Annotated in this window: 16 protein-coding genes and 1 pseudogene; 8 read left to right on the top strand and 9 right to left on the bottom strand. The window is 65.0% G+C overall.

Annotated features, from left to right (window positions below; translation table 11 throughout):
- Positions 1 to 969 (bottom strand): annotated as a pseudogene (locus D7X55_RS17355) (hypothetical protein); the annotation flags it as partial.
- 194 nt (positions 970 to 1,163) lie between these two features.
- Between D7X55_RS17355 and D7X55_RS17360 the strand changes: the two are divergent.
- The gene (locus tag D7X55_RS17360; protein ID WP_120550594.1) at positions 1,164 to 1,937 is read left to right on the top strand and encodes an alpha/beta hydrolase; all 774 of its coding nucleotides are present in this window, start codon (positions 1,164 to 1,166) and stop codon (positions 1,935 to 1,937) included.
- A 10-nt stretch (positions 1,938 to 1,947) separates the two neighbouring features.
- On the top strand, positions 1,948 to 2,526 hold the full coding sequence (locus D7X55_RS17365; RefSeq protein ID WP_167510853.1) for a DUF2378 family protein: 579 nt from the start codon (positions 1,948 to 1,950) through the stop codon (positions 2,524 to 2,526).
- A 3-nt stretch (positions 2,527 to 2,529) separates the two neighbouring features.
- Here the strand turns inward: D7X55_RS17365 and D7X55_RS17370 are convergent, their stop codons facing one another.
- Positions 2,530 to 3,690, bottom strand: a complete 1,161-nt coding sequence (locus D7X55_RS17370) for an acetyl-CoA carboxylase biotin carboxylase subunit family protein (RefSeq protein WP_120550593.1) — start codon at positions 3,688 to 3,690, stop codon at positions 2,530 to 2,532.
- Positions 3,691 to 3,820: 130 nt separating this feature from the next.
- Here D7X55_RS17370 and D7X55_RS43385 point away from each other — a divergent pair, with 130 nt between their 5' ends.
- Positions 3,821 to 3,967 (top strand): hypothetical protein, encoded by a 147-nt coding sequence (locus D7X55_RS43385; protein ID WP_158626385.1) that lies wholly within the window; start codon positions 3,821 to 3,823, stop codon positions 3,965 to 3,967.
- A gap of 104 nt (positions 3,968 to 4,071) precedes the next feature.
- On the opposite strand, the gene D7X55_RS17375 is transcribed toward D7X55_RS43385, so the two are convergent.
- Together D7X55_RS17375 and D7X55_RS17380 are read right to left on the bottom strand one after the other, a co-directional pair.
- Positions 4,072 to 4,857: a zinc metalloprotease gene (locus D7X55_RS17375; protein ID WP_233609898.1), complete on the bottom strand. Its 786-nt coding sequence runs from the start codon at positions 4,855 to 4,857 to the stop codon at positions 4,072 to 4,074.
- A 168-nt stretch (positions 4,858 to 5,025) separates the two neighbouring features.
- The gene (locus D7X55_RS17380) at positions 5,026 to 5,220 is read right to left on the bottom strand and encodes a hypothetical protein (protein ID WP_121723642.1); all 195 of its coding nucleotides are present in this window, start codon (positions 5,218 to 5,220) and stop codon (positions 5,026 to 5,028) included.
- Positions 5,221 to 5,432: 212 nt separating this feature from the next.
- Between D7X55_RS17380 and D7X55_RS17385 the strand changes: the two genes are divergently transcribed.
- Both D7X55_RS17385 and D7X55_RS17390 read left to right on the top strand, forming a co-directional pair.
- The gene (locus tag D7X55_RS17385; protein WP_121723643.1) at positions 5,433 to 7,670 is read left to right on the top strand and encodes an ATP-dependent endonuclease; all 2,238 of its coding nucleotides are present in this window, start codon (positions 5,433 to 5,435) and stop codon (positions 7,668 to 7,670) included.
- 16 nt (positions 7,671 to 7,686) lie between these two features.
- Positions 7,687 to 9,576, top strand: coding sequence for a UvrD-helicase domain-containing protein (locus D7X55_RS17390; protein WP_121723644.1), 1,890 nt, complete (start codon positions 7,687 to 7,689; stop codon positions 9,574 to 9,576).
- A gap of 235 nt (positions 9,577 to 9,811) precedes the next feature.
- Here the strand turns inward: D7X55_RS17390 and D7X55_RS17395 are convergent, their stop codons facing one another.
- The 3 genes from D7X55_RS17395 to ettA form a co-directional block, all read right to left on the bottom strand.
- A complete protein-coding gene (locus D7X55_RS17395) occupies positions 9,812 to 10,567 on the bottom strand; it encodes a hypothetical protein (protein ID WP_199746998.1) in 756 nt (251 codons plus the stop codon).
- Positions 10,560 to 11,663 (bottom strand): AAA family ATPase, encoded by a 1,104-nt coding sequence (locus D7X55_RS17400; protein ID WP_158616263.1) that lies wholly within the window; start codon positions 11,661 to 11,663, stop codon positions 10,560 to 10,562. Before D7X55_RS17400 ends, D7X55_RS17395 begins: the two co-directional genes overlap by 8 nt.
- A gap of 72 nt (positions 11,664 to 11,735) precedes the next feature.
- Complete coding sequence (gene ettA / locus D7X55_RS17405) at positions 11,736 to 13,415, bottom strand: energy-dependent translational throttle protein EttA (protein ID WP_120550586.1); 1,680 nt, start codon at positions 13,413 to 13,415, stop codon at positions 11,736 to 11,738.
- A gap of 192 nt (positions 13,416 to 13,607) precedes the next feature.
- Here ettA and D7X55_RS17410 point away from each other — a divergent pair, with 192 nt between their 5' ends.
- The 3 genes from D7X55_RS17410 (at position 13,608) to D7X55_RS17420 (ending at position 17,084) form a co-directional block, all read left to right on the top strand.
- The gene (locus D7X55_RS17410; protein ID WP_120550585.1) at positions 13,608 to 14,549 is read left to right on the top strand and encodes an ABC transporter ATP-binding protein; all 942 of its coding nucleotides are present in this window, start codon (positions 13,608 to 13,610) and stop codon (positions 14,547 to 14,549) included.
- Positions 14,550 to 14,575: 26 nt separating this feature from the next.
- Complete coding sequence (locus tag D7X55_RS17415) at positions 14,576 to 15,337, top strand: ABC transporter permease (protein ID WP_014393340.1); 762 nt, start codon at positions 14,576 to 14,578, stop codon at positions 15,335 to 15,337.
- A 130-nt stretch (positions 15,338 to 15,467) separates the two neighbouring features.
- Positions 15,468 to 17,084 carry a serine/threonine-protein kinase gene (locus tag D7X55_RS17420; RefSeq protein WP_121723645.1) on the top strand — a complete coding sequence of 539 codons (1,617 nt, stop codon included), beginning with the start codon at positions 15,468 to 15,470 and terminating at the stop codon, positions 17,082 to 17,084.
- Between the two features lie 7 nt (positions 17,085 to 17,091).
- On the opposite strand, the gene D7X55_RS17425 is transcribed toward D7X55_RS17420, so the two are convergent.
- Both D7X55_RS17425 and D7X55_RS17430 read right to left on the bottom strand, forming a co-directional pair.
- Positions 17,092 to 17,511 (bottom strand): VOC family protein, encoded by a 420-nt coding sequence (locus D7X55_RS17425; protein ID WP_121723646.1) that lies wholly within the window; start codon positions 17,509 to 17,511, stop codon positions 17,092 to 17,094.
- A 64-nt stretch (positions 17,512 to 17,575) separates the two neighbouring features.
- Positions 17,576 to 19,006 (bottom strand): M20 family metallopeptidase, encoded by a 1,431-nt coding sequence (locus tag D7X55_RS17430; protein ID WP_120550582.1) that lies wholly within the window; start codon positions 19,004 to 19,006, stop codon positions 17,576 to 17,578.
- Between the last annotated feature and the right edge of the window lie 58 nt (positions 19,007 to 19,064).

Genomic DNA, 19,064 nt, shown 5'->3' on the forward strand with positions numbered 1-19,064 from the left:
GCCCCCGCCCGCCCATTCGTGGAACACACCAGGCAGCTTGCGAGCCACCACGCGTCCCGAGGGCGTCCCCATGAGCCACACCGCTGGCGCCTTGCACGCCGTGCCCTCGCACAGGGCATGCGAGAGCAGCGAGCGGGACTGGTACGAGCCGAAGCCCGTCACGGACACCCCTGACGAGGACCGCACCGTGCCCACCACGCCCCGGAAGCCTTCGTCCCACTGGAAGTCTGGCGTCACGTCCGCGTCGCGCTCCTCGGGCGAGCAGGCGCCTTCTCCCAGGAAGCACCAGCGCTCCACGCCGCCCGGCGCGCGCACGGCGTCGTCGGGCAGGAAGCCGTCCGGCGTGGGCAGCCCGGTGGTGTCCAACGTGAGGCGCTGTCCAAAGCCCAGCCGGTACGAGCCCACCAGCACCGAAGCCCGCTCGCCTGACCACTGACCGTGGAACTTGGGCACGGCCACGGACACGCCAGGCGCCTCCGCCACCAGCGCCCGCCGGTTCACGTCCCGGTGCACCGCGCCCAGCCGCCTTCGCGTCAGTGACGTGAGCAGCCCCACTCTCCAGCCCTCTGGTCCCGCGACGCGCACCTGGAGCGCCATCGGCGGCAGCACCGGATCCGACGCGGCGAACGCCGTCAGCAGCCGCGCATCCCCTGTCACCCGCTCTGGCGCCGACGTCAGGAAGGGCGCCAACCGTCTTCGCTCCTCTGGCGTCAGCCCCCCGTCCACGCGCGCGTACGTCAGTCCCGGCAGCGCATAGAGCGCGGCGCGCGACGCATGCGCCGGGTCCACCCCCGAGCGCCGCAGCACCAGCAGCGCCGACAGCGTCTGAGCCGTGATGGCCCCGTCCTCCCTCAGCGCGAGCAGCGCCTGCTCCCCCGTGTCCTCGGGGTCGACCTCATAGGACGCGGCGAACCCAAGGAAGGGCACCCCCAGCAGGAACAGCCACACGCAGACGAGGACGGAACGCACGCGGCGGGCCCTCTGCACGAGCGGGACCACCCTTCCCTACAGAGAAGGAACGACGCGCGGTCCATCCCTTCCCCGGACCCGGCGTCCAGTCCAGGGACGGCGGCCCACGAGCCTCCACGTGGGCGTGGGCCGGTGCGGCTATGCTGCGGTGACATCTTCGCGAGGCCGGAGCCGTCCGGCCCCAGAAACAGCGCATGGGCTACGTCCACATCCTTCGCCACTTCCCCTCTCCGCAGGAGGGGTTCAACCGCACCGTCCGCATCTACACGCCGGACACCTACGACGCCTGGCAGGACCACCGCTTCCCGGTGCTCTACATGCACGACGGGCAGAACGTCTTCGCGCATCCGGAGTCCGCCGTCTTCGACACGTGGTGCGCCAACCGCGTCGCGGAGGAGAACGTCCAGGCGGGGCGCATGGAGCCGTGGATCATCGTCGCGGTGGACTCGGGCCCCGGGCGCTTCCAGGAGTACTCGCCGTGGGACGAGCCGCGCAACGGCGTGTCCGCGCGCGGCGAGGCCTACGGGCGCTTCCTCGTGGAGGAGCTGAAGCCCTACATCGACCGGACGTACCGCACGCGCCAGGGCAGCGAGTGGACCGGCGCGATGGGCTCTTCGCTGGGCGGCCTCATCTCGCTGTATCTGGGATGGAGGTTCCCGCAGGTGTTCGGTCGCATCGGCGCGCTGTCGCCCACGGTGATGTGGAGCCAGGGCCGCCTGTTCGACGCGTGGCGCGAGCACAGCCACCGCTGGTCCCGCATCTACCTGGACGCGGGCGACACCGAGTTCATCCACGCGGGCGGCCTGCCCCTGGACTACGGCCGGGGCACGCGCGACTTCTTCAAGCACCTCAAGGGCCTGGGCTACGGAGACCACGAGGTGTCGCTCGTGCTGGAGCCCGGCGGCGAGCACCACGAGAAGGACTGGCAGCGCCGGCTGCCGGGCGCGATGCAGTGGCTGCTCGGGTGAGCGTCTTCTCGTGACGCGCCGGCCCCGCTCGGTGCCGCCCGAACAGCGGCAGGTCTACGTGCAGGTCGTGGAAGGCCTGCTCCAACATGGTCTGAAGGGCCAGGTGTCCCCCCGCCTGCGTGAACGGCTGCGCCAGGCGGGCGTGGACCTGGACCGGCCGCTGTTGCCGCTCTACCCCGTGCCGCTCTGGGCGCGCTGCCTGGAGATCGTCGTCGAGGAGGTCTACCCGGGCATGCCCAAGGTGGAGGGCTACGCCCGGCTCGCCCGGGCGCACGTGGAGGGCTACGGCGCCACGCTGCTGGGGCGCGCGGTGATGGGCGTGATGCGCGTGCTGGGTCCCCGGCGCGTGGTGCAGCGGATGCCGGAGGTCCTGCGCGGCACGGACAACTACACGGAGGTGAAGCTGGTGGAGCGCGGCCCCGCGCACTTCGAGCTGCACTTCAACTCCAGCCTCAAGGGGCCCGGCTACGTGGAGGCCCTGCTGGAGGCCCTGCTGGCCGTGGGCGGCGCGAAGGCGCCTTGCGTGACGAAGCTGTTCGACGACGGCGAGCGCAGCGAGTACGCGCTCACCTGGATCCAGGAGCCGTAAGACTCACGTCGCCTGGATGAAGCGCACCGCGTCCCGCATGGACTCCAGGTCCGGGTGGCGCGTGAGGTACATCTCTTCACCCAGCAGCGAGTGGTAGATGGGCGGCAGCTCGCGGTGCAGGAGCAATGACTTGCCCAGCCGTTCGACGATCTGCGCGTGCGAGTGCTTGTAGCGCCGGCCGTGCCGCCGGGCGCTGTGGCAGACGTGGTGGCGCGGGATGTACTGGAAGTCCGCCACCGGGTCGCCGGTCACGACGCGCGCATAGAGCCGGTACACGTCGATGTCGCACGTGTAGTTCATCATGTCCGTCATGAAGCCACCGGGCGGGCGGAGGTTGGCCTCCAGCACGACGAAGCGGCCATCCGGCAGGCGGAAGAACTCCAGGTGGAACCAGCGCTCGCGCAGGCCGAACGCGGCGACGACCTGGCGGCCCAGCACGTCGAGCGCGGCGGGGATGTGCTGGAGGCTCCAGAAGGAGATGTCGCGCCGTTCGGTGACGGTCTCCATGCCGCCGTCGCTGTACTCGTGGCTGAGGTTGAAGACGATGACGCCGTGGCGGTCCACGATGCCGTCGTAGGTGACGATGGTGCCGCGCACGAAGGGCTGCGCGACGTAGGACGTGGGCAGCGGGTGCGCGAGCGCGGCGTCCACCTCCGCGTCACTGGCGACCTTGAACGTGTGGGCGGCGCCCACGCCCACGTCGGGCTTGAGCACCAGGGGGTAGCCCACGCGGGCGGCGAAGGCCTTCACCTGGTCCGCGTCGCGCACGCGCAGCAGGTCCGGGTGGGGGACGCCGGAGGCATGGAAGACCTCGGCCATGCCGGACTTGGAGCGCAGCTTGAGGATGTCCGAGGGCTGGAGGCCGGAGACGTGGAAGTCCTCGCGCAGGCGGGCTTCGACTTCGAGCCAGGATTCGTTGAGGGACTCGATGCGGTCGATGCGGCCGTGGCGCCAGGTGAGGTAGCCGGTGGCGCGCAGCAGGGCGTCCGAGTCGTTGAGGCTGGGGACGAAGAAGTATTCGCGCAGGGACTCGCGCAGCTCCGGGCGGAGGGACTCGTAGGGCGTGTCGCCGATGCCCAGCACGGTCACGCCGCGCTCGCGCAGCGCGGTGGCGAAGTGGAAGTACTGGGAGGGGAAGTGGGGGGAGATGAAGACGAAGTTCATGGCTCCTGGCGGGCGAGTCCTCCGCTGAGGGTGGACCATAGCGGCCCCGCCCGCGCCCTAGAAGCCCGGTGGGGAACAGTGTCCACCAGCGGGACTCGCGCTGGGGCTCCATCCTGGGAACACTTGCGCCATGGCGGAGGATTCCAAGGCGTTCGCGAGGGCGCGCGAAGAGATGGGAAGGCACACCATCCCGGAGCTCATCGACCTGCTGGAGAGCGAGGACGTCCGCACGCGCTTCCTGGCGGAGATGTGCCTGAGGGACGCGACGTCCACCTGACTCCACTTCCAGCCCGCGGGTCCGCGGGCCGAAAGAGAGGCAGCGGTGAAGGAGTGGCGCGACTGGTGGGCCGCGCACCGGGACACGTTCAAGAAGCGCTGGGGTTACTGCGCCAGGTCCGGGCGGTAGGTGGCCAGGGTGCAGCGCATGCGCTGGACCTGCTCCGCGCTGAAGCCGGTCATGCAGGCGTCGTCGGTCAGCTCCATGTAGTTCTGGATGGGGACCGGCACGCCGCCGCAGCTGGTGATGCCCGCGGTGCATCCCTTGTGGGAGGTGGCATTGGGAGGGGTGTCGCAGATGCGGTCGCCAGTGGAGTAGCAGTCCGGCGCCGTGGCGATGCCGCATCCCGAGTAGTACGTGTGGAACAGGCCCAGGTAGTGGCCCACCTCGTGCGTGACGGTCCGCCCCTTGTGGTACGGCACCACGGGCCCTACCCGTCCGAAGGCCTGCCAATTGATGACCACACGATCCTGCGGCTGACCGACAGCGCCCGTGGGGTCCGCGGGAAGGAAGGGCACGTAGCCTCGCGAGCCGCCAGCGCTGTTGGTGTAGATGTTCACGTAGCGCGTCGGGTCCCACGCGGTGCTGAGAAAGTAGCTGCCGGTGTCCTGGTACCAAGTCGTGTTGCAATAACGCTGGATGCCCGTGGTCGGGTTGCCCGAAGGGTCCACGGTGGCCAGGAAGAACTCGATCTTGCTGTCCACGCCACCGGCCCCCGGAGTGCCCGCCAGCGCGCGGAAGTCCTCATTGAGGACGGCAATTTGACTGTGGACCAGCGCATCCGAGACATTGCCATTCGTGCAAGCACTGTCCGCGACGACATGGACCACGACCGGGATGCGCCGCACCGCCACGGGCAGCCACTGAGGGCCAGGGACTGTTGAGTCCATGGAGCAGTCAGACGCGGTGGGAGCGAACTTCGACCCCCAGGAAGGCGCAAGCTGCGGAGCGGCGCAGCCATCGGATTCGACCGGGTGGGACGCCGCGGACAGGAGGCCGACAATCAAATAACCAGGTGTCATTTGTTCCCAGAATACCCCGGAGAAGCAGACAAGACCTCAGACGACCCGCACAATCTCCAGGATTCGAGCGGAACCGATGACTCGAGCCCCGGCATGCATGGGGATTTCCATTCCCTGCGTCAGGTGCTGCCAGGGCTCTGACAGAAGCGGCTCGATGACGGCCTCCTTCTTCTGGCCCGGCACCAGCGGTCCGGCGTCATCCAAGGTGACGAAGCCATCATCCAATGCCATCTGGCCATCGGGGGTCCGGCTTCCGATATTCCAGGAGGGCCTGAACTCTTTTCCTAGCGGTCCTTGGGTGCCTCCCTCTTCAGGAGTCGACACCCTGACCACCGCAGGATGAGCAAACGTTCTTGCATGCCTCTCTCCTGCACGGTGAACACCCGGAGCAAGAGTAGCGTCATTTCATGCGCCGCGATAGGCTGAGTCCTGGAGGAGATGGCATGCATCTTCACGCATTGCGGATCAAGAACTTCCGCAGACTCAAAGATGTTCAAATCGACCTAGCGCCAGACATTTCGATCTTTGTCGGCGCCAACAACAGCGGGAAAACATCTACCGCACAGGCGTTCCAACTGTTCATGGGAGCATCAAAGGAACGCTTTTCCATCCATGACTTCAATGCAGGTTGTTGGGCTGAAATTAACGCGTTCGGCGAACGCATCGCAGACGCAAAGCTTCCATCGATCTCCATAGATCTTTGGTTTCATGTCGAATCGGCAGACCTCTATCGAGTCGTAGATCTCTTACCGAGCTTGGATTGGGAGGGCTCGATCGTAGGCATTCGAATAGAATTCGCAGCGGCGGATGAGGCTGCGCTTTTAGTTCGGTTTCATGAAGCGCGCGCAAAGGCGCAAGCAAATGCTCAACGTGGCTCGTCCCGGATCAATGGGGAAGATTACAAGCCCCAACCACGCGTCCTCTACGATTATCTGGTCGACAATCTTCGCCGCGAATTTGAACTACGATACTACGTACTCGACCACGCTCGCTTCGACAAATCATTCATCGAAGCCTCAGACTACATCCCGCTGCGCTTAAGCTCTGACAAGGGCCGTAGCGGGAAGGAAGTTTTGGATTCTCTCCTGTGCGTTGATTTTCTCAATGCACAACGCCACCTGTCCGACAGTTCCGAGGGAAGCCGTACTGAGGATCTGTCGCGCCGACTTAGTCGTTTCTACAAGCGCAACCTCGAGAAGCGCGAAAACGATATCGATGCAATACGCTCGCTAGAAGACTCTCAAAGCGAACTCAACAAGCACCTAGAACGAGTGTTCGAACCAACGCTGTCTCGGCTAGCAACACTGGGGTACCCCGGACTGGCAAACCCTCGGCTAGTTATCAAGTCGGCTCTGAACCCGGCCACGATCATGAGCAGTCATGACGGAGCACGAGTTCACTACGCCCTCGGAAACCAGCAGGACGGTGGTGAAGTACCGACCCTTCCAGACCGCTACAATGGTCTCGGGCTTAAGAACCTTATCTACATGGTCGTCGAGTTGCTCGATCTTCATGCCCAATGGATGGACCTTGATGAGAATCGTCCACCACTTCACCTCATATTCATTGAGGAACCGGAAGCCCATCTCCACGCTCAACTGCAACAGGTATTCATCCGCAAAATCCTTGACATATTATCAATTGATGGCGACGACCAAGCACATTATTCCAGCCAGCTAGTTATCACGACGCACTCGCCGCACATTCTCTACGAGCGGGGATTTCGACCAATCCGATATTTCCGCCGTCGCGACTCGGGAGTGGCTCAAGCCTCCGAGGTGCTGAGCCTGTCCACCTTCTACAACGGAACCGATGAGTTGACGCGGGATTTCCTAGAACGGTACCTCAAGCTCACACACTGCGATCTATTCTTCGCTGATGCAGCCGTCCTAGTGGAGGGAAACGTCGAGCGCCTCCTTCTACCTCAAATGATTGAGAACGTTGAGCCCAATCTCAAGTCTGCCTGCCTCTGTATTTTGGAGGTTGGCGGGGCATTCGGATATCGTTTTCGCGTGCTCATTGAGTTTCTCGGGCTCACTACGCTCATCATCACTGATATAGACAGTGTGCATGGCGCGAACAGCCCAACTACTCAAGGGCCAACCGGTGCGCCTGCCACCAAAAGGCCTGGTACAACTTGCATGGTGGAAACTCCCGGAGCCGAAACCTGCAACCAAACTCTCATCACGTGGCTCCCTTGCAAGAAAACCATTGCCGACCTTCAACAGGCGACCGAAGCAGACCGGACCCAGCAACCGAGTTCGGCAAAGCCGGCGCTCATCCGGGTAGTCTATCAAACGCCAGTCAAAGTCACCTGGAACAATCAAACTAAAACACTTACCGGCCGAACATTAGAAGAGGCTTTTGCATTCGAAAACCTCGACTGGTGTCAAGATCAGCAACGTAACGAACTCGACCTGCGAGTGCGCAACAGCGCCGCGCTTACAGTCCAGGAAATGGCCGAGCACCTACATAAAAAGATTACGGGGTCATTTGACAAGACTGACTTCGCTCTCGCACTGCTCGCACAGGACCCTAAGGCGTGGATAGTACCGGCCTATATCGCAGATGGTCTGCTGTGGCTCCGAGAGCAGCTCATGTTGGCCCAGCCATCCCTTCCTACCCACACGAGTATCGCCGCAGAAACCGCGCCGCCGCAGCAACAGCAAGCGCAGCTGTAGCTGTTCTGGAGGACACATGACCAGCCGGATCGAAAAGCCCGATACGGAAGCTGACCAGCAGTTACGCACTTGCCTTGAAAGGAAACCACCTGCCAGCTTTGTAATGGTGGCCGGCGCAGGTTCGGGCAAAACCACCTCGCTGGTCAAAGCGCTGGGCTACCTTGCTCGCAGTAAGGGTGCCGAACTGCGACGTCGCGGCCAGCAGATCGCCTGCATCACCTACACAGAAGTCGCTGTCGGCGAAATTTGGGCGGACGTCGGCAACGCGCCACTATTTCACGTCTCGACAATCCATAGCTTCCTATGGTCCGTGACTAGGCCTTTCCAAAATGATTTGCGCCAGTGGGTAGCAGGCAGGCTGAACGAGAAGGTTGCCGAAGCAGAAAAGAAGCTCAACAATCCGCGAACACGCTCAAATACACGCGAACAGCTCACAGCCGATATTGAGCGATACCGAACCCAGCTCAGTAAACTGGGCGAAGTCGCACGCTTCACCTACGGCACGGGCAGCCGCTATGCCGAAGGCATGCTTGGGCATGATGACGTCCTGAAGATCGGCTCAACGCTGATCGAGACTCGGCCGTTACTGCGCAAGCTGATCGCCAACCGATTCCCCTTCATTTTCGTTGACGAGAGCCAAGACACGAACCCAGAAGTTGTCAAAGCACTGAAACTGGTGGCGGACACAGCGGGCGATAATTTCTGCCTCGGTTTCTTCGGCGACCCAATGCAGAAGATCTACGCGACTGGAGCTGGAGCAATCGCGCCTAGTCCCGGCTGGGCTGAAATCAAGAAGCAAGAAAATTTCCGATGCCCGAGCAGTGTACTCCGCGTGCTCAACCAAATTCGGGCGGAGGACGATGGGTTGCAACAGGTCCGGGGGAGAACTGTCGACCGCAACGGCGTGATTGAATCCGTCCCAGGCTCTGCGCGGTTGTTCATCCTACCTGCGGACACTCGCCGAAACGAGCGCTTGGCAGCAGTACGCCGCTGGCTGGCCGATACAAACAAGGATCCACTATGGCAGAGCAACAATGAAGATGGAGATGTGCGAGTGCTCGTCCTGGTTCATCGTATGGCGGCGCAGCGTCTCGGCTTCGCTGATATTTATGCTGCGCTCAATGATGACGGTGCCCCGCCTAATCTGAAAGAGGGTCTTTTAGACGGCACAGCATGGGTCCTTCGGCCGTTCATGCTCTTCCTTCTCCCCCTTGTGCTTGCAGCTCGCCAAGGTGCTGACTTCGAGGTTATTTCGGTCCTACGCCAACACTGTCCGCTCTTCGAAAACGAGCGCATCGCCAACCAGAACACGGCTCAAGTGCTATCGCGCCTCAAGAAGGATGTCGAGCACTTGGTGTATTTAATTGGCGACCAGCCCAATCATTCAATCAAAGAGGTGCTTACATTCCTCCGCGATCGCGAGCTTTGCTCTTTGGACGAGCGTTTTACACATTTCCTCTCAAGCCCATCTAGTGAAACCACCGCTCCCGACACAAGCGCAGAGCATGCAGCAGTGAACCGATTCCTCGCCTGCCCTGCCGCACAATTGTGGGGATATCGCACTTACATTGAGAATCAGTCCCCATTCGCTACTCAACAGGGTGTCAAAGGAGCTGAGTTCGAGCGCGTGCTCGTTGTCCTGGATGATGAAGAGGCCGATTACAATCTTTTCTCCTACGGGAAGTATTTTGGATTCTCCCCTCTATCAACCAAGGACAAAGAAGGTCTAGATACCGGCAAGGACTCAGCAATCAGTCGAACTCGACGTCTGCTGTATGTTTGCTGCTCCAGAGCCACACAGGATCTTGCCGTTGTTCTCTTTGCGTCAAATGTAGACGCAGCGCGTGAGGCCGTGATTTCTAAAGGGCTATTCGCCCGAGAAGATGTGCACACCATTACTTTATAGAGCGCATCGGGCGGACATGAGCAATGCACATTTAGTCGATTGTCCGCATCAGATTGCGCGAACGAGACGTGCACCGCATCGCTACAGACCTGCCAGAGATCTACTCATAAGCTCGCGAGCCAAGCACTACCACTCCAGACGATTTCTCCACCGTCGCACGCGGCTACGGCAAGGTGGGCAGCATATGAGCATAGAGAGCCCGGGAGCTACTGCTCGTCATTGCAGATCCCGGAAGCTAATTCCCTCGGCGCTCAGAGCCGTCCATCACGGAGACCAGCCGCTCGCTGACTTCGGACAGGAACTGCGTTAGTCCGACCCTCACGCCGCGTTGCCTCAGCGTCTCCAACGTAGTGTCGCGCAGACATTCGCGCTCACGCTCCAGGTCGCCGGACGTGAGCTCTTCCAGCGCCTTCTTGGCATCGTTCTTCGCGCCGTGCTCACTCGCCGTCAGCCGATGAGCCTCACGAACAGGATGGAACGAGAGCCGCTGTTCCACCTTCCGCAGTGAGGCTTCTTCTTCTTTCTTGGCGTCGAAGCCGGCAAGAACCCAGCACTCCCGCTTGGGCTCTGCGACTCCGATGACGACTGCGAAGGGCCAGGGCTTGTCTCCGCGAGCCTGCTCCAGTCCAAGGCGCCGGCTCTCATCCGCGTCGCTGTCACGAATCAGCATGACCGCATGCGGCTTCGCATCCGAGTCCACGAACAGCAGGAGGGCGCGCCGAGCCACAAGAGCATCCGGCTCAGCGGGCTTGTCGCCAAAGTGCCCAAAGAGGCCCTTGAGCCCAGCCTTCTTGGCTTCTTCGCGTACGGAGGCCCAGCGCAGGAAGGGCGCTGAAGGCGTCAGCCCGCGCCAACGGCGCTGGGTATCCAGCAACTCTTCTTCGAGCCAATCGATGTCATCGACCAGAACACGGTCGGCAAGCGCGCAGGCTGTTTCCCGGTCCGCCCGGGCCTCGCAGACCACGCCGAAGTCGTACGCGGGCTCACTCATGCGGCGCTGACGCGGGTACCTTGCCGATCCAGCTCTCGCCCACGGTGCTCCAGAACTCCCCGGGGCTCATCAGGTCCTTCCACTTCTCGAACTCAGGGTGCGCCGTGAGCTTCTCGCAGCGAGCGAATCCGTTTTCCGCCAGGAAGGTCATCCGGATCTCCTCTGGCTTCAGGTAGTTCAGAATGAAGGGTGAATGGCTGGTCGCTACGATCTGTAGCTCGGGGTCGTTCTTCTGGATGGCGCGCAGGACCTCGATGAGCTTTCCCTGCGCCACGGGATGAAGAGCCAGCTCAATGTCATCCATGAGGAGAAGCTTGGGTCGTTGGGGCCCGAGCAGCACGGTCAGCAGCCCCAGTGCCATCAACGTGCCTTCGCCCACGGAGTCCGCAGGCACGCCCTTGGCGCCCTGCATGTCCAGCACGAGCCGATTTCCCCAGAGCGTCCGTTTCTCGGACACATGGGTCGTCTGTTCATCGAGGGCAATCGTTCTCAAGCTGCTCTGCTCGACTGATGCGCGTTCGACGCGAATCTTCCGCACTGTCGGCACGACCTGCTTCAGCGCAGATTCAATCTCCCCGAATAGGTCCTCATGGCTCAACTTGAGAAATGCAATTGTGGAGGCCAACCCTGTGCCGTCACTGGCAACCGCGGGCACCTGCTCCTCGCTGTATGAGGCGTCCGCCAGCTTCCTCGCCTCGAATCGCAGGAGCGTCGCTGTCCTCAAGAACTGAAGCAACTTGGTATTGGCACGGCGCAGCCCAGGCTCGGACTCCTTACTTGCCGCAAACGAAAGAGGCCCCCTCGCAACAGGTCCTCCAGCGCCCCAGACACGCACCTCACCGAGGTAGCCCTCATAGCGTGCGTCGAAAGTCAGCTCGGTGGGCTGACTCACGCCAAATGAACGAAAGCGCTCCGGAATGACTCTCTCTATCGGAAGCTCATCCGGAGGCGGGGCAAGCATGGCCGGCATCCGCAAGCCATCCAGCAGCGTCGTCTTCCCCGAAGCATTCGGTCCCACCAGCACGGTGAAGGGCTCCAGGTCCAGGTCGAGTGAGCGGTACGCCTTGAAATTGATGAACTGCACCGACTGGATCACGCGTGCACCCTCCTCCCGATGACACCTCCGCCCCGGAATCACTCACAGGGCGGAGTCCAGCACACCGCAATCTCAGCTCTTCGTCAGCGGGCGGTAGCGGATGCGGTGCGGCTCCAGGGCGTCCGGGCCCAGGCGCTTCTTCTTGTCCGCTTCGTAGTCCTCGAAGTTGCCTTCGAAGAAGAACGCCTTGCTGTCGCCTTCGAACGCCAGGATGTGCGTGGCGATGCGGTCCAGGAACCAGCGGTCGTGGCTGATGACCACCGCGCAGCCCGCGAAGCTCAAGAGCGCGTCCTCCAGGCTCCGCAGCGTCTCCACGTCCAGGTCGTTCGTGGGCTCGTCCAGCAGCAGCAGGTTGCCGCCCTCCTTCAGCATCTTCGCCAGGTGCACCCGGTTGCGCTCGCCGCCGGAGAGGTCCTTCACCCGCTTCTGCTGGTCCTGCCCCTTGAACGCGAAGCCCGCCAGGTACGCGCGGCTGGGCATCTGGCCCGCTCGGCCCAGGTCCAGGTGATCCAGGCCACCGCTCACCTCCTGGAACACCGTGTTGTCACCGTTCAGCGCGTCGCGGCTCTGGTCCACGTAGGCCATCTTCACGGTCTCGCCCACGCGCAGCTCGCCCGCGTCCGGCTTCTCCGCGCCCGTCAGCATCCGGAACAGCGTCGTCTTGCCCGCGCCGTTCGGACCAATCACGCCCACGATGCCGCCCGGCGGCAACTTGAAGTTCAGGTCGTCGATGAGCAGCCGGTCCCCGTACGCCTTGCGCAGCCCCTTCGCCTCCACCACCAGACCGCCCAGCTTCTCGCCCGGCGGAATCACCACCTCGCCCGTCGGCTCGCGCTTCTCCTGCGACTGGTTGAGCAGGTCCTCGTACGCCGCGATGCGCGCCTTGCTCTTCGCCTGACGCGCCTTCGGAGACGCACGCACCCACTCCAGCTCGCGCTTGAGCGTCTTCTGACGGTGGCTCTCCGACTTTTCCTCCAGCTCCAGCCGCTTCTGCTTCTGGTCCAGCCAGCTGGAGTAGTTCCCCTTCCAGGGCACCCCCTCGCCGCGGTCCAGCTCCAAAATCCACTCGGCCACGTTGTCCAGGAAGTACCGGTCGTGCGTGATGCACACGATGGTCCCCGTGTAGGCCTTCAGCGCCTGCTCCAGCCACGCCACGCTCTCCGCGTCCAGGTGGTTGGTGGGCTCGTCCAACAGCAGCAGGTCCGGCTTCTCCAGGAGGATGCGGCAGAGCGCCACGCGGCGCTTCTCACCGCCGGACAGCTTCGTCACGTCCGCGTCGCCCGGGGGCAGGCGCAGGGCGTCCATCGCCATCTCCAGCGTGCGGTCCAGCTCCCAGCCGTTGTTCGCGTCGATGAAGTCCTGCAGCTTCGCCTGCTCGGCGAGCAGCTTCTCCATGGCCGCGTCGTCCATGGGCTCCGCGAACTTCGCGCTCACTTCATTGAAGCGGTCCAGCGCCTGGCGGATCTCCTTCAGGCCCAGCTCCACGTTCCCCTTCACGTCCAGCTTCGTTTCGAGCTGCGGCTCCTGCGCCAGGTAGCCCACCTTCACCGTGGGGTCCGGCTTCGCGATGCCGAAGAACTCCGTGTCCACGCCCGCCATGATTCGCAGCAGCGTGGACTTGCCGGAGCCGTTGGGGCCAATCACGCCAATCTTCGCGCCCGGGAAGAAGGACAGGTAGATGCCCTTGAGGATGTCCTTGCCGTTCTTGACCTTGCGCAGGTCCTGCATCGTGAAGATGAAATTCTGGGCCATGGCGGAAGGCCTCCTGAGGATTCGCCAAAAAGTCGTGAGCGGGGCCAGCGGATAGCAGGGAGCCCCATCCGGCTCAAGGCACCTGCACAGGGCCCCGTGTCCGGTTGGACGGGGCGCGTCACACGTCCAGGAGCGAAAACGGCTGCTCGCTGACCTGCGAACCCGATTCGAAGGTGTTAGAGGAAGCGCCCCATGTCAGAGCCGACGCCCCCCGCCCTGGAGCTGAAGGGCCTCTCCAAGGCCTACGGAAAGTTCACCGCCCTCCACGCCGTGGACCTCACCATCCGCCCCGGTGAAATCTTCGCCCTCCTGGGCCCCAACGGCGCCGGCAAGACGACCCTCATCGGCAGTGTGTGCGGCCTGGTGAAGAAGTCCGCTGGCACCATGAAGGTCTTCGGCAAGGACCTGGACCAGGACCCCACCGGGCCCCGCTACCAGGTGGGCCTGGTCCCCCAGGAGATCAACTTCGACCCGTTCTTCTCCGTCGCGGAGTCCCTGCGCATCCAGCAGGGCTACTACGGCCAGCCCCGCGACGACGCGCGCATCGATGAAGTGCTCACCGCGCTCAACCTCCAGGCCAAGAAGGACTCGCTCACGCGCGCCCTGTCCGGCGGCATGAAGCGCCGGCTGCTCATCGCCAAGGCGCTGGTGCACAAGCCGAAGCTGGTGTTCCTGGACGAGCCCACCGCGGGCGTGGACGTGGAGCTGCGCCGCGACCTGTGGACGTACGTGAAGAAGATCGCCAGCGAGGGCACCACCATCGTCCTCACCACGCACTATCTGGAAGAGGCCGAGGAGCTGGCGGACCGCGTGGGCATCATCAACGAAGGCCGCCTCCTCATGACCGAGGACAAGGCCGCGCTCCTGCGCCGCTTCGGCGAGAAGCGCCTGGTCGTCACGTTCTCCCAACCGCAGGCCGCCATGCCCGCCGCGGGAACGCGCTTCGCCGCGAGCCTGTCCGCCGACGGCCGCACGCTCACGTACGTGGAGCGCGACAACTGCGCGCCCTCCGGTGAACTGCTGCGCTCGCTCTACGCGGACGGGCTGCCCATCGCGGAGGTGGAGACGCGCCGGTCCCGCCTGGAAGACGTGCTCATCGAAATCCTCCGTGGCCGCCCCTCGCAGGCCGCCTGAAACCCAGCCCCTTCGAAAAACACCCCATGAACGTCCTCGGGATGCAGACGCTGTTCGCGAAGGAGGTCCGGCGCTTCATGCGCGTGCCGGGCCAGACCGTCCTTTCGCCCCTCATCAGCACCACGCTGTACTTCATCGTCTTCGGCTATTCGATTTCCGGCCGCATCCACGAGGTGGAGGGCCACCCGTACCTGCACTTCATCGTGCCGGGCCTCGTGTTCCTGGGCATCGCGAACAACGCGTTCCTCAACAGCTCCTCGTCGCTGTTCATCACCAAGATTCAGGGCACGGTGGTGGACCTGCTGGTGGCGCCGCTGGGACCCGGTGAGCTGATGGTGGGCTTCATCGGCGGCGCCATGGTGCGCGGCCTGGTGGTGGGCCTGCTCACGTGGATTGTGGCGGCGGTGTTCTCCGGCTTCAGCCTGGAGCACCCGCTGGCGACGCTCTACTTCCTCTTGCTGTCCAGCTACGTGTTCAGCGTGCTGGGCATGCTCGCCGCCGTGTGGGCGGAGAAGTTCGAGCAGATCAACTTCTTCCCCACCTTCGTGATGCTGCCGCTCACGTTCCTGGGCGGCGTCTTCTATTCGGTGCGGGAGCTGCCCTCGCCGTGGAACCACATCAGCCTCTTCAACCCCATGGTCTACATGGTGGAGGGGCTGCGCTACGGCATGCTGGGCAGCAGCCTGTTTTCACCGCTGGTGGGTGGGGCCATCCTCGCCGTCACGGCGGCGGTCGCGACGGGCGTCACGTACGCGGTGCTTCGCTCCGGGTACAAGATGAAGGCCTAGACGCCAGAGGCCCGCCTGCCGCCTTCACGGGTAGGAGGGCGGGCCCCTCCCTGGTGGACAGGTGCTCTGTCTTTTTGGAGGTCGGCTGTTTCCCGCCCGGTGAGAAAGCGCGGTATCGTCCCGGACACCCATGGCGGTGGTCTTCGGGAAATACGAGCTGCTTCGAAAAATCGCGTCGGGCGGAATGGGACAGGTGTTCCTCGCCCGGGAGCACGGGACGGGCTTCGAGCGCCTGGTCGTCCTCAAGCTCATCTTGCCGCACCTCGCCGAGGACGAAGAGTTCCTGGAGATGTTCCTGGACGAGGCGCGGCTGGTGGCGCGGCTGTCGCACCCGAACCTCATCACCATCCTGGACCTCACGGAGATTGAGGGCCGGCACTGCCTGGCCATGGAGTACGTGCAGGGCGAGGACGTGCGCCGGTTGGACCGCTTCGCGCGCCAGCAGGAGCGCCCGCTGCCGGTGGGCCTGGTGGTCCGCATCATCGCGGACGCGGCGGCGGGCCTGTCCTACGCGCACGGTGCGAGGGACGGGCACGGCCAGCCGCTGAAGCTGGTGCACCGCGACGTGTCTCCGCAGAACGTGCTCGTCGGGTTCGACGGCGGCGTGAAGGTCATCGACTTCGGCGTGGCGAAGGCGGCCACCAGCGGTCAGCAGACGGCGACGGGCGTGCTCAAGGGCAAGTACCCGTACATGTCCCCGGAGCAGGCCAACGGCATGGCGGTGGACGGCCGGAGCGACCAGTTCGCGCTCGGCGTCGTGATGTGGGAGATGCTGACCGGCAAGCGCCTCTTCAAGGGCGACACGGACCTGATGACGCTGCGGCTGGTGCGCGACTGCCAGGTGCCTCCGCCGTCGCAGCTGAACCCCAAGCTGCCTCCGGGTCTGGATGAGATTGTCCTCAAGGCCCTGGCCCCCACGCCGGAGGGCCGCTACGCGGACTGCGCGGCGTTCCGGCTGGCGCTGGAGGACTGGGCGCTCAACCTGCGGCTGCCGTCCAGCAGCGCGCACCTGGCCGCGTACCTGCGGGAGCTGTACGCGGACCGCATCGCCACGGAGGCGGATCCGGCGAAGCTGGATCAGCTGGCCGAGGACGTGGACCTGGACTCGCAGTCCAACTCCTCGCGCGACGGGATGCCCACGTCGGGTGCGCGGGGGCAGAGTTCGTCCCGCGCGTCGAAGCTGGTGGGGCCCCCGTCCCGTCCGCCCACGCGCGTGGAGCCGGAGAAGACGCGCAACACCGCGGCCCTGATGCCGGAGCCTCCGAAGCGGCGCGCGGCCTGGCTGCCCTTCGTGGTGGGCGGCGTGGCGCTGGTGGTGGGTGGCGCGGCGGTGGTGCTGGTGCGCGGCGGCCCGGAGACGGCGACGCCGCCCCCGGTCGTCGTGGCCACGCGGCCTCCGGAAGAGGTGCGGGGCCGCGCGCCGGAGACGCCCCCGCGTCCCTCGCCGCCGGAGGACACCGCGCCGCAGCCGGTGCGCCTGATGGTGACGAGCGAGCCGCCCGGCGCCACGGTGCAGGTGGCGGGCGAGGAGCGCGGCACCACGCCGGTGGCCCTGCCGCTGGTGCCCGGCGAGCCGTCGGTGGCGGTGACGCTCGCGCTCAACGGCTACGAGCCGGTGACGCGGCAGCTGTCCGCGGCGGACGCGCCCTCCGTGGCCGTGGCGCTCCAGAAGCGGGCGGCGCGTCCGGCGCCCCAGCCGAAGAAGCCGCCCGCCGGGTCGTCGCTGGGCATCAAGACGGGGCGCTGAAGGCGCGTCAGGTGCGCTTCGCGCGCGACTCGGCGGACACGACGACGACGTAGCCGTCCGGGTCCTTGGCCCAGAACTCCCAGCGGCGCGAGCTGGGGTTCACGTGCGGCTCCTCCACCCACTCCGCCTTCAGCGCGCGCGCCGCCTCCACGCACCCGTCGAAGTCCGTGGTCTCGAACCACAGCAGCACGCCGTGCCCCCGGGGCGCCGAGTCCGGCCCCATCAGGTTCGCGTGTTCGTCCAGGTCCCACGCGTGGAGCTGGAGCACGAGCTCGCCGTTGTTCAGCAGCATCTCGTACTCGGGACCGCCGTGCCCGCTCTCGCAGCCGAGCACCGCCTGGTACCACCGGCTGCTCGCTTCGACGTCGCGCACCGCGATGAGGGGCTGCGCGCGGACGTGGCCCGTGCGGCGGGGCTTGCTCGGCATGGCGTGCTCCAGAAGGTCGTCGAAGGACGGGGCATTCGCGGCCCCGTCCTCCGGTGCTGCATGGCTACCGCTTGAAGTGCTCCGCGACGACGCTCGCCACGGCGGCGGTCAGCTTCTTGCCCGTGGGGATGTGCAGGAACTCATTGGGCCCGTGCGCGTTGCTGCCCGGCCCCAGCAGGCCCGTGATGAGGAACTGCGCCTCCGGGAAGCGCTCGCCCAGCATGCCCATGAACGGGATGGTGCCGCCCTCGCCCATCGCCATCGCCGGCTTGCCGAAGCAGGACTTGGACGCGGACTCCACCGCCTTGGACAGCCAGCCCGCCAGCGGCGGCGCGTCCCAGCCCACCGAGGCCTTGTCCCCGTCGAACGACACCTTCGCGCCGTACGGCGGGTCCTTCTCCAGCGTCTCCTTCAGCGCCTTCGCGGCCGCCTTGGGGTCCACGCGCGGCGGGATGCGCATGGACAGCTTCCACGTCGTGAAGGGGCGCAGCACGTTGCCCGCGCTCGCCAGCCCCGGCACGCCGTCCACGCCCGTCAGCGCCAGCGCCGGACGCCAGGTGCGGTTGAGCACCAGCTCCGTGCCGTCCGTCGTCACCGGGCGCGCGCCCTCCACCCAGGGGAACTTCGTGTGCAGGTCCTCGCCCAGGGTCTGCGCGGCGGCCTTCGCCTGTTGACGGCGGCCCTCCGGAATCTCCGTGTGCAGCTCCTTCACCTTGATGTGGCCCGTGGACTCGTCCTCCACGCGCGACAAGAGCTGCCGCATGATGCGCATGGAAGACGCCACCACGCCCGTCGCGTCGCCGGAGTGCACGCCCTCCGTGAGGATGTCCACGCGCAGGTTGCCGGCCACCATGCCGCGCAGGCTGGTGGTCATCCACAGCTGCTCGTAGTTCGCGCAGCCCGAGTCCAGGCACACCACCAGCGACGGCTTGCCGATGCGCGGCGCCAGCGCCTCGATGTACGCGGGCAGGTCGTAGCTGCCGCTCTCCTCGCACGCCTCGATGACGATGGCGCAGCGGGCGTGCGGCACGTTCTGCTCCTTGAGCAGCCGCAGCGCGGACAGCGACGCGAACGCGGAGTAGCCGTCATCCGCGCCGCCGCGGCCGAAGAGCTTGTCGCCCTCGCGCTTGGGCGTCCACGGCGTCAGGTCCTCGCGCCAGCCGGTCATCTCCGGCTGCTTGTCCAGGTGGCCGTACAAGAGCACGGTGTCGTCACCGCGCGTGCCCGGCACCTCCATGTAGATGACCGGCGTGCGGTCCTTGCCGTCCGCCGTCTTCAGCCGCACCACCTCCACCGTCAGCCCGGGCAGGTGCTGGGCCTGCGCGCGGCACCAGTCCGCGATGAGCTGGACGGCCTGCTCCATGTGGCCGGACTTCACCCAGTCCGGGTCGAAGGCAGGCGACTTGTTGGGGATGCGGATGTAGCGCTCCAGCGCCGGGAGGATTTCCTGCTCCCAGATGCGCTCGGACGAGGCGAGGGCTTGGTCGACGTTCATGGCGGCGCCATGCTGCCCAGCCCGGCGCCCCCTGTCGATGGAAAGCCCCGTGCCGGGC

The sequence above is a fragment of the Corallococcus sp. AB049A genome, from assembly GCF_003668885.1.
Classification (GTDB): domain Bacteria; phylum Myxococcota; class Myxococcia; order Myxococcales; family Myxococcaceae; genus Corallococcus; species Corallococcus interemptor.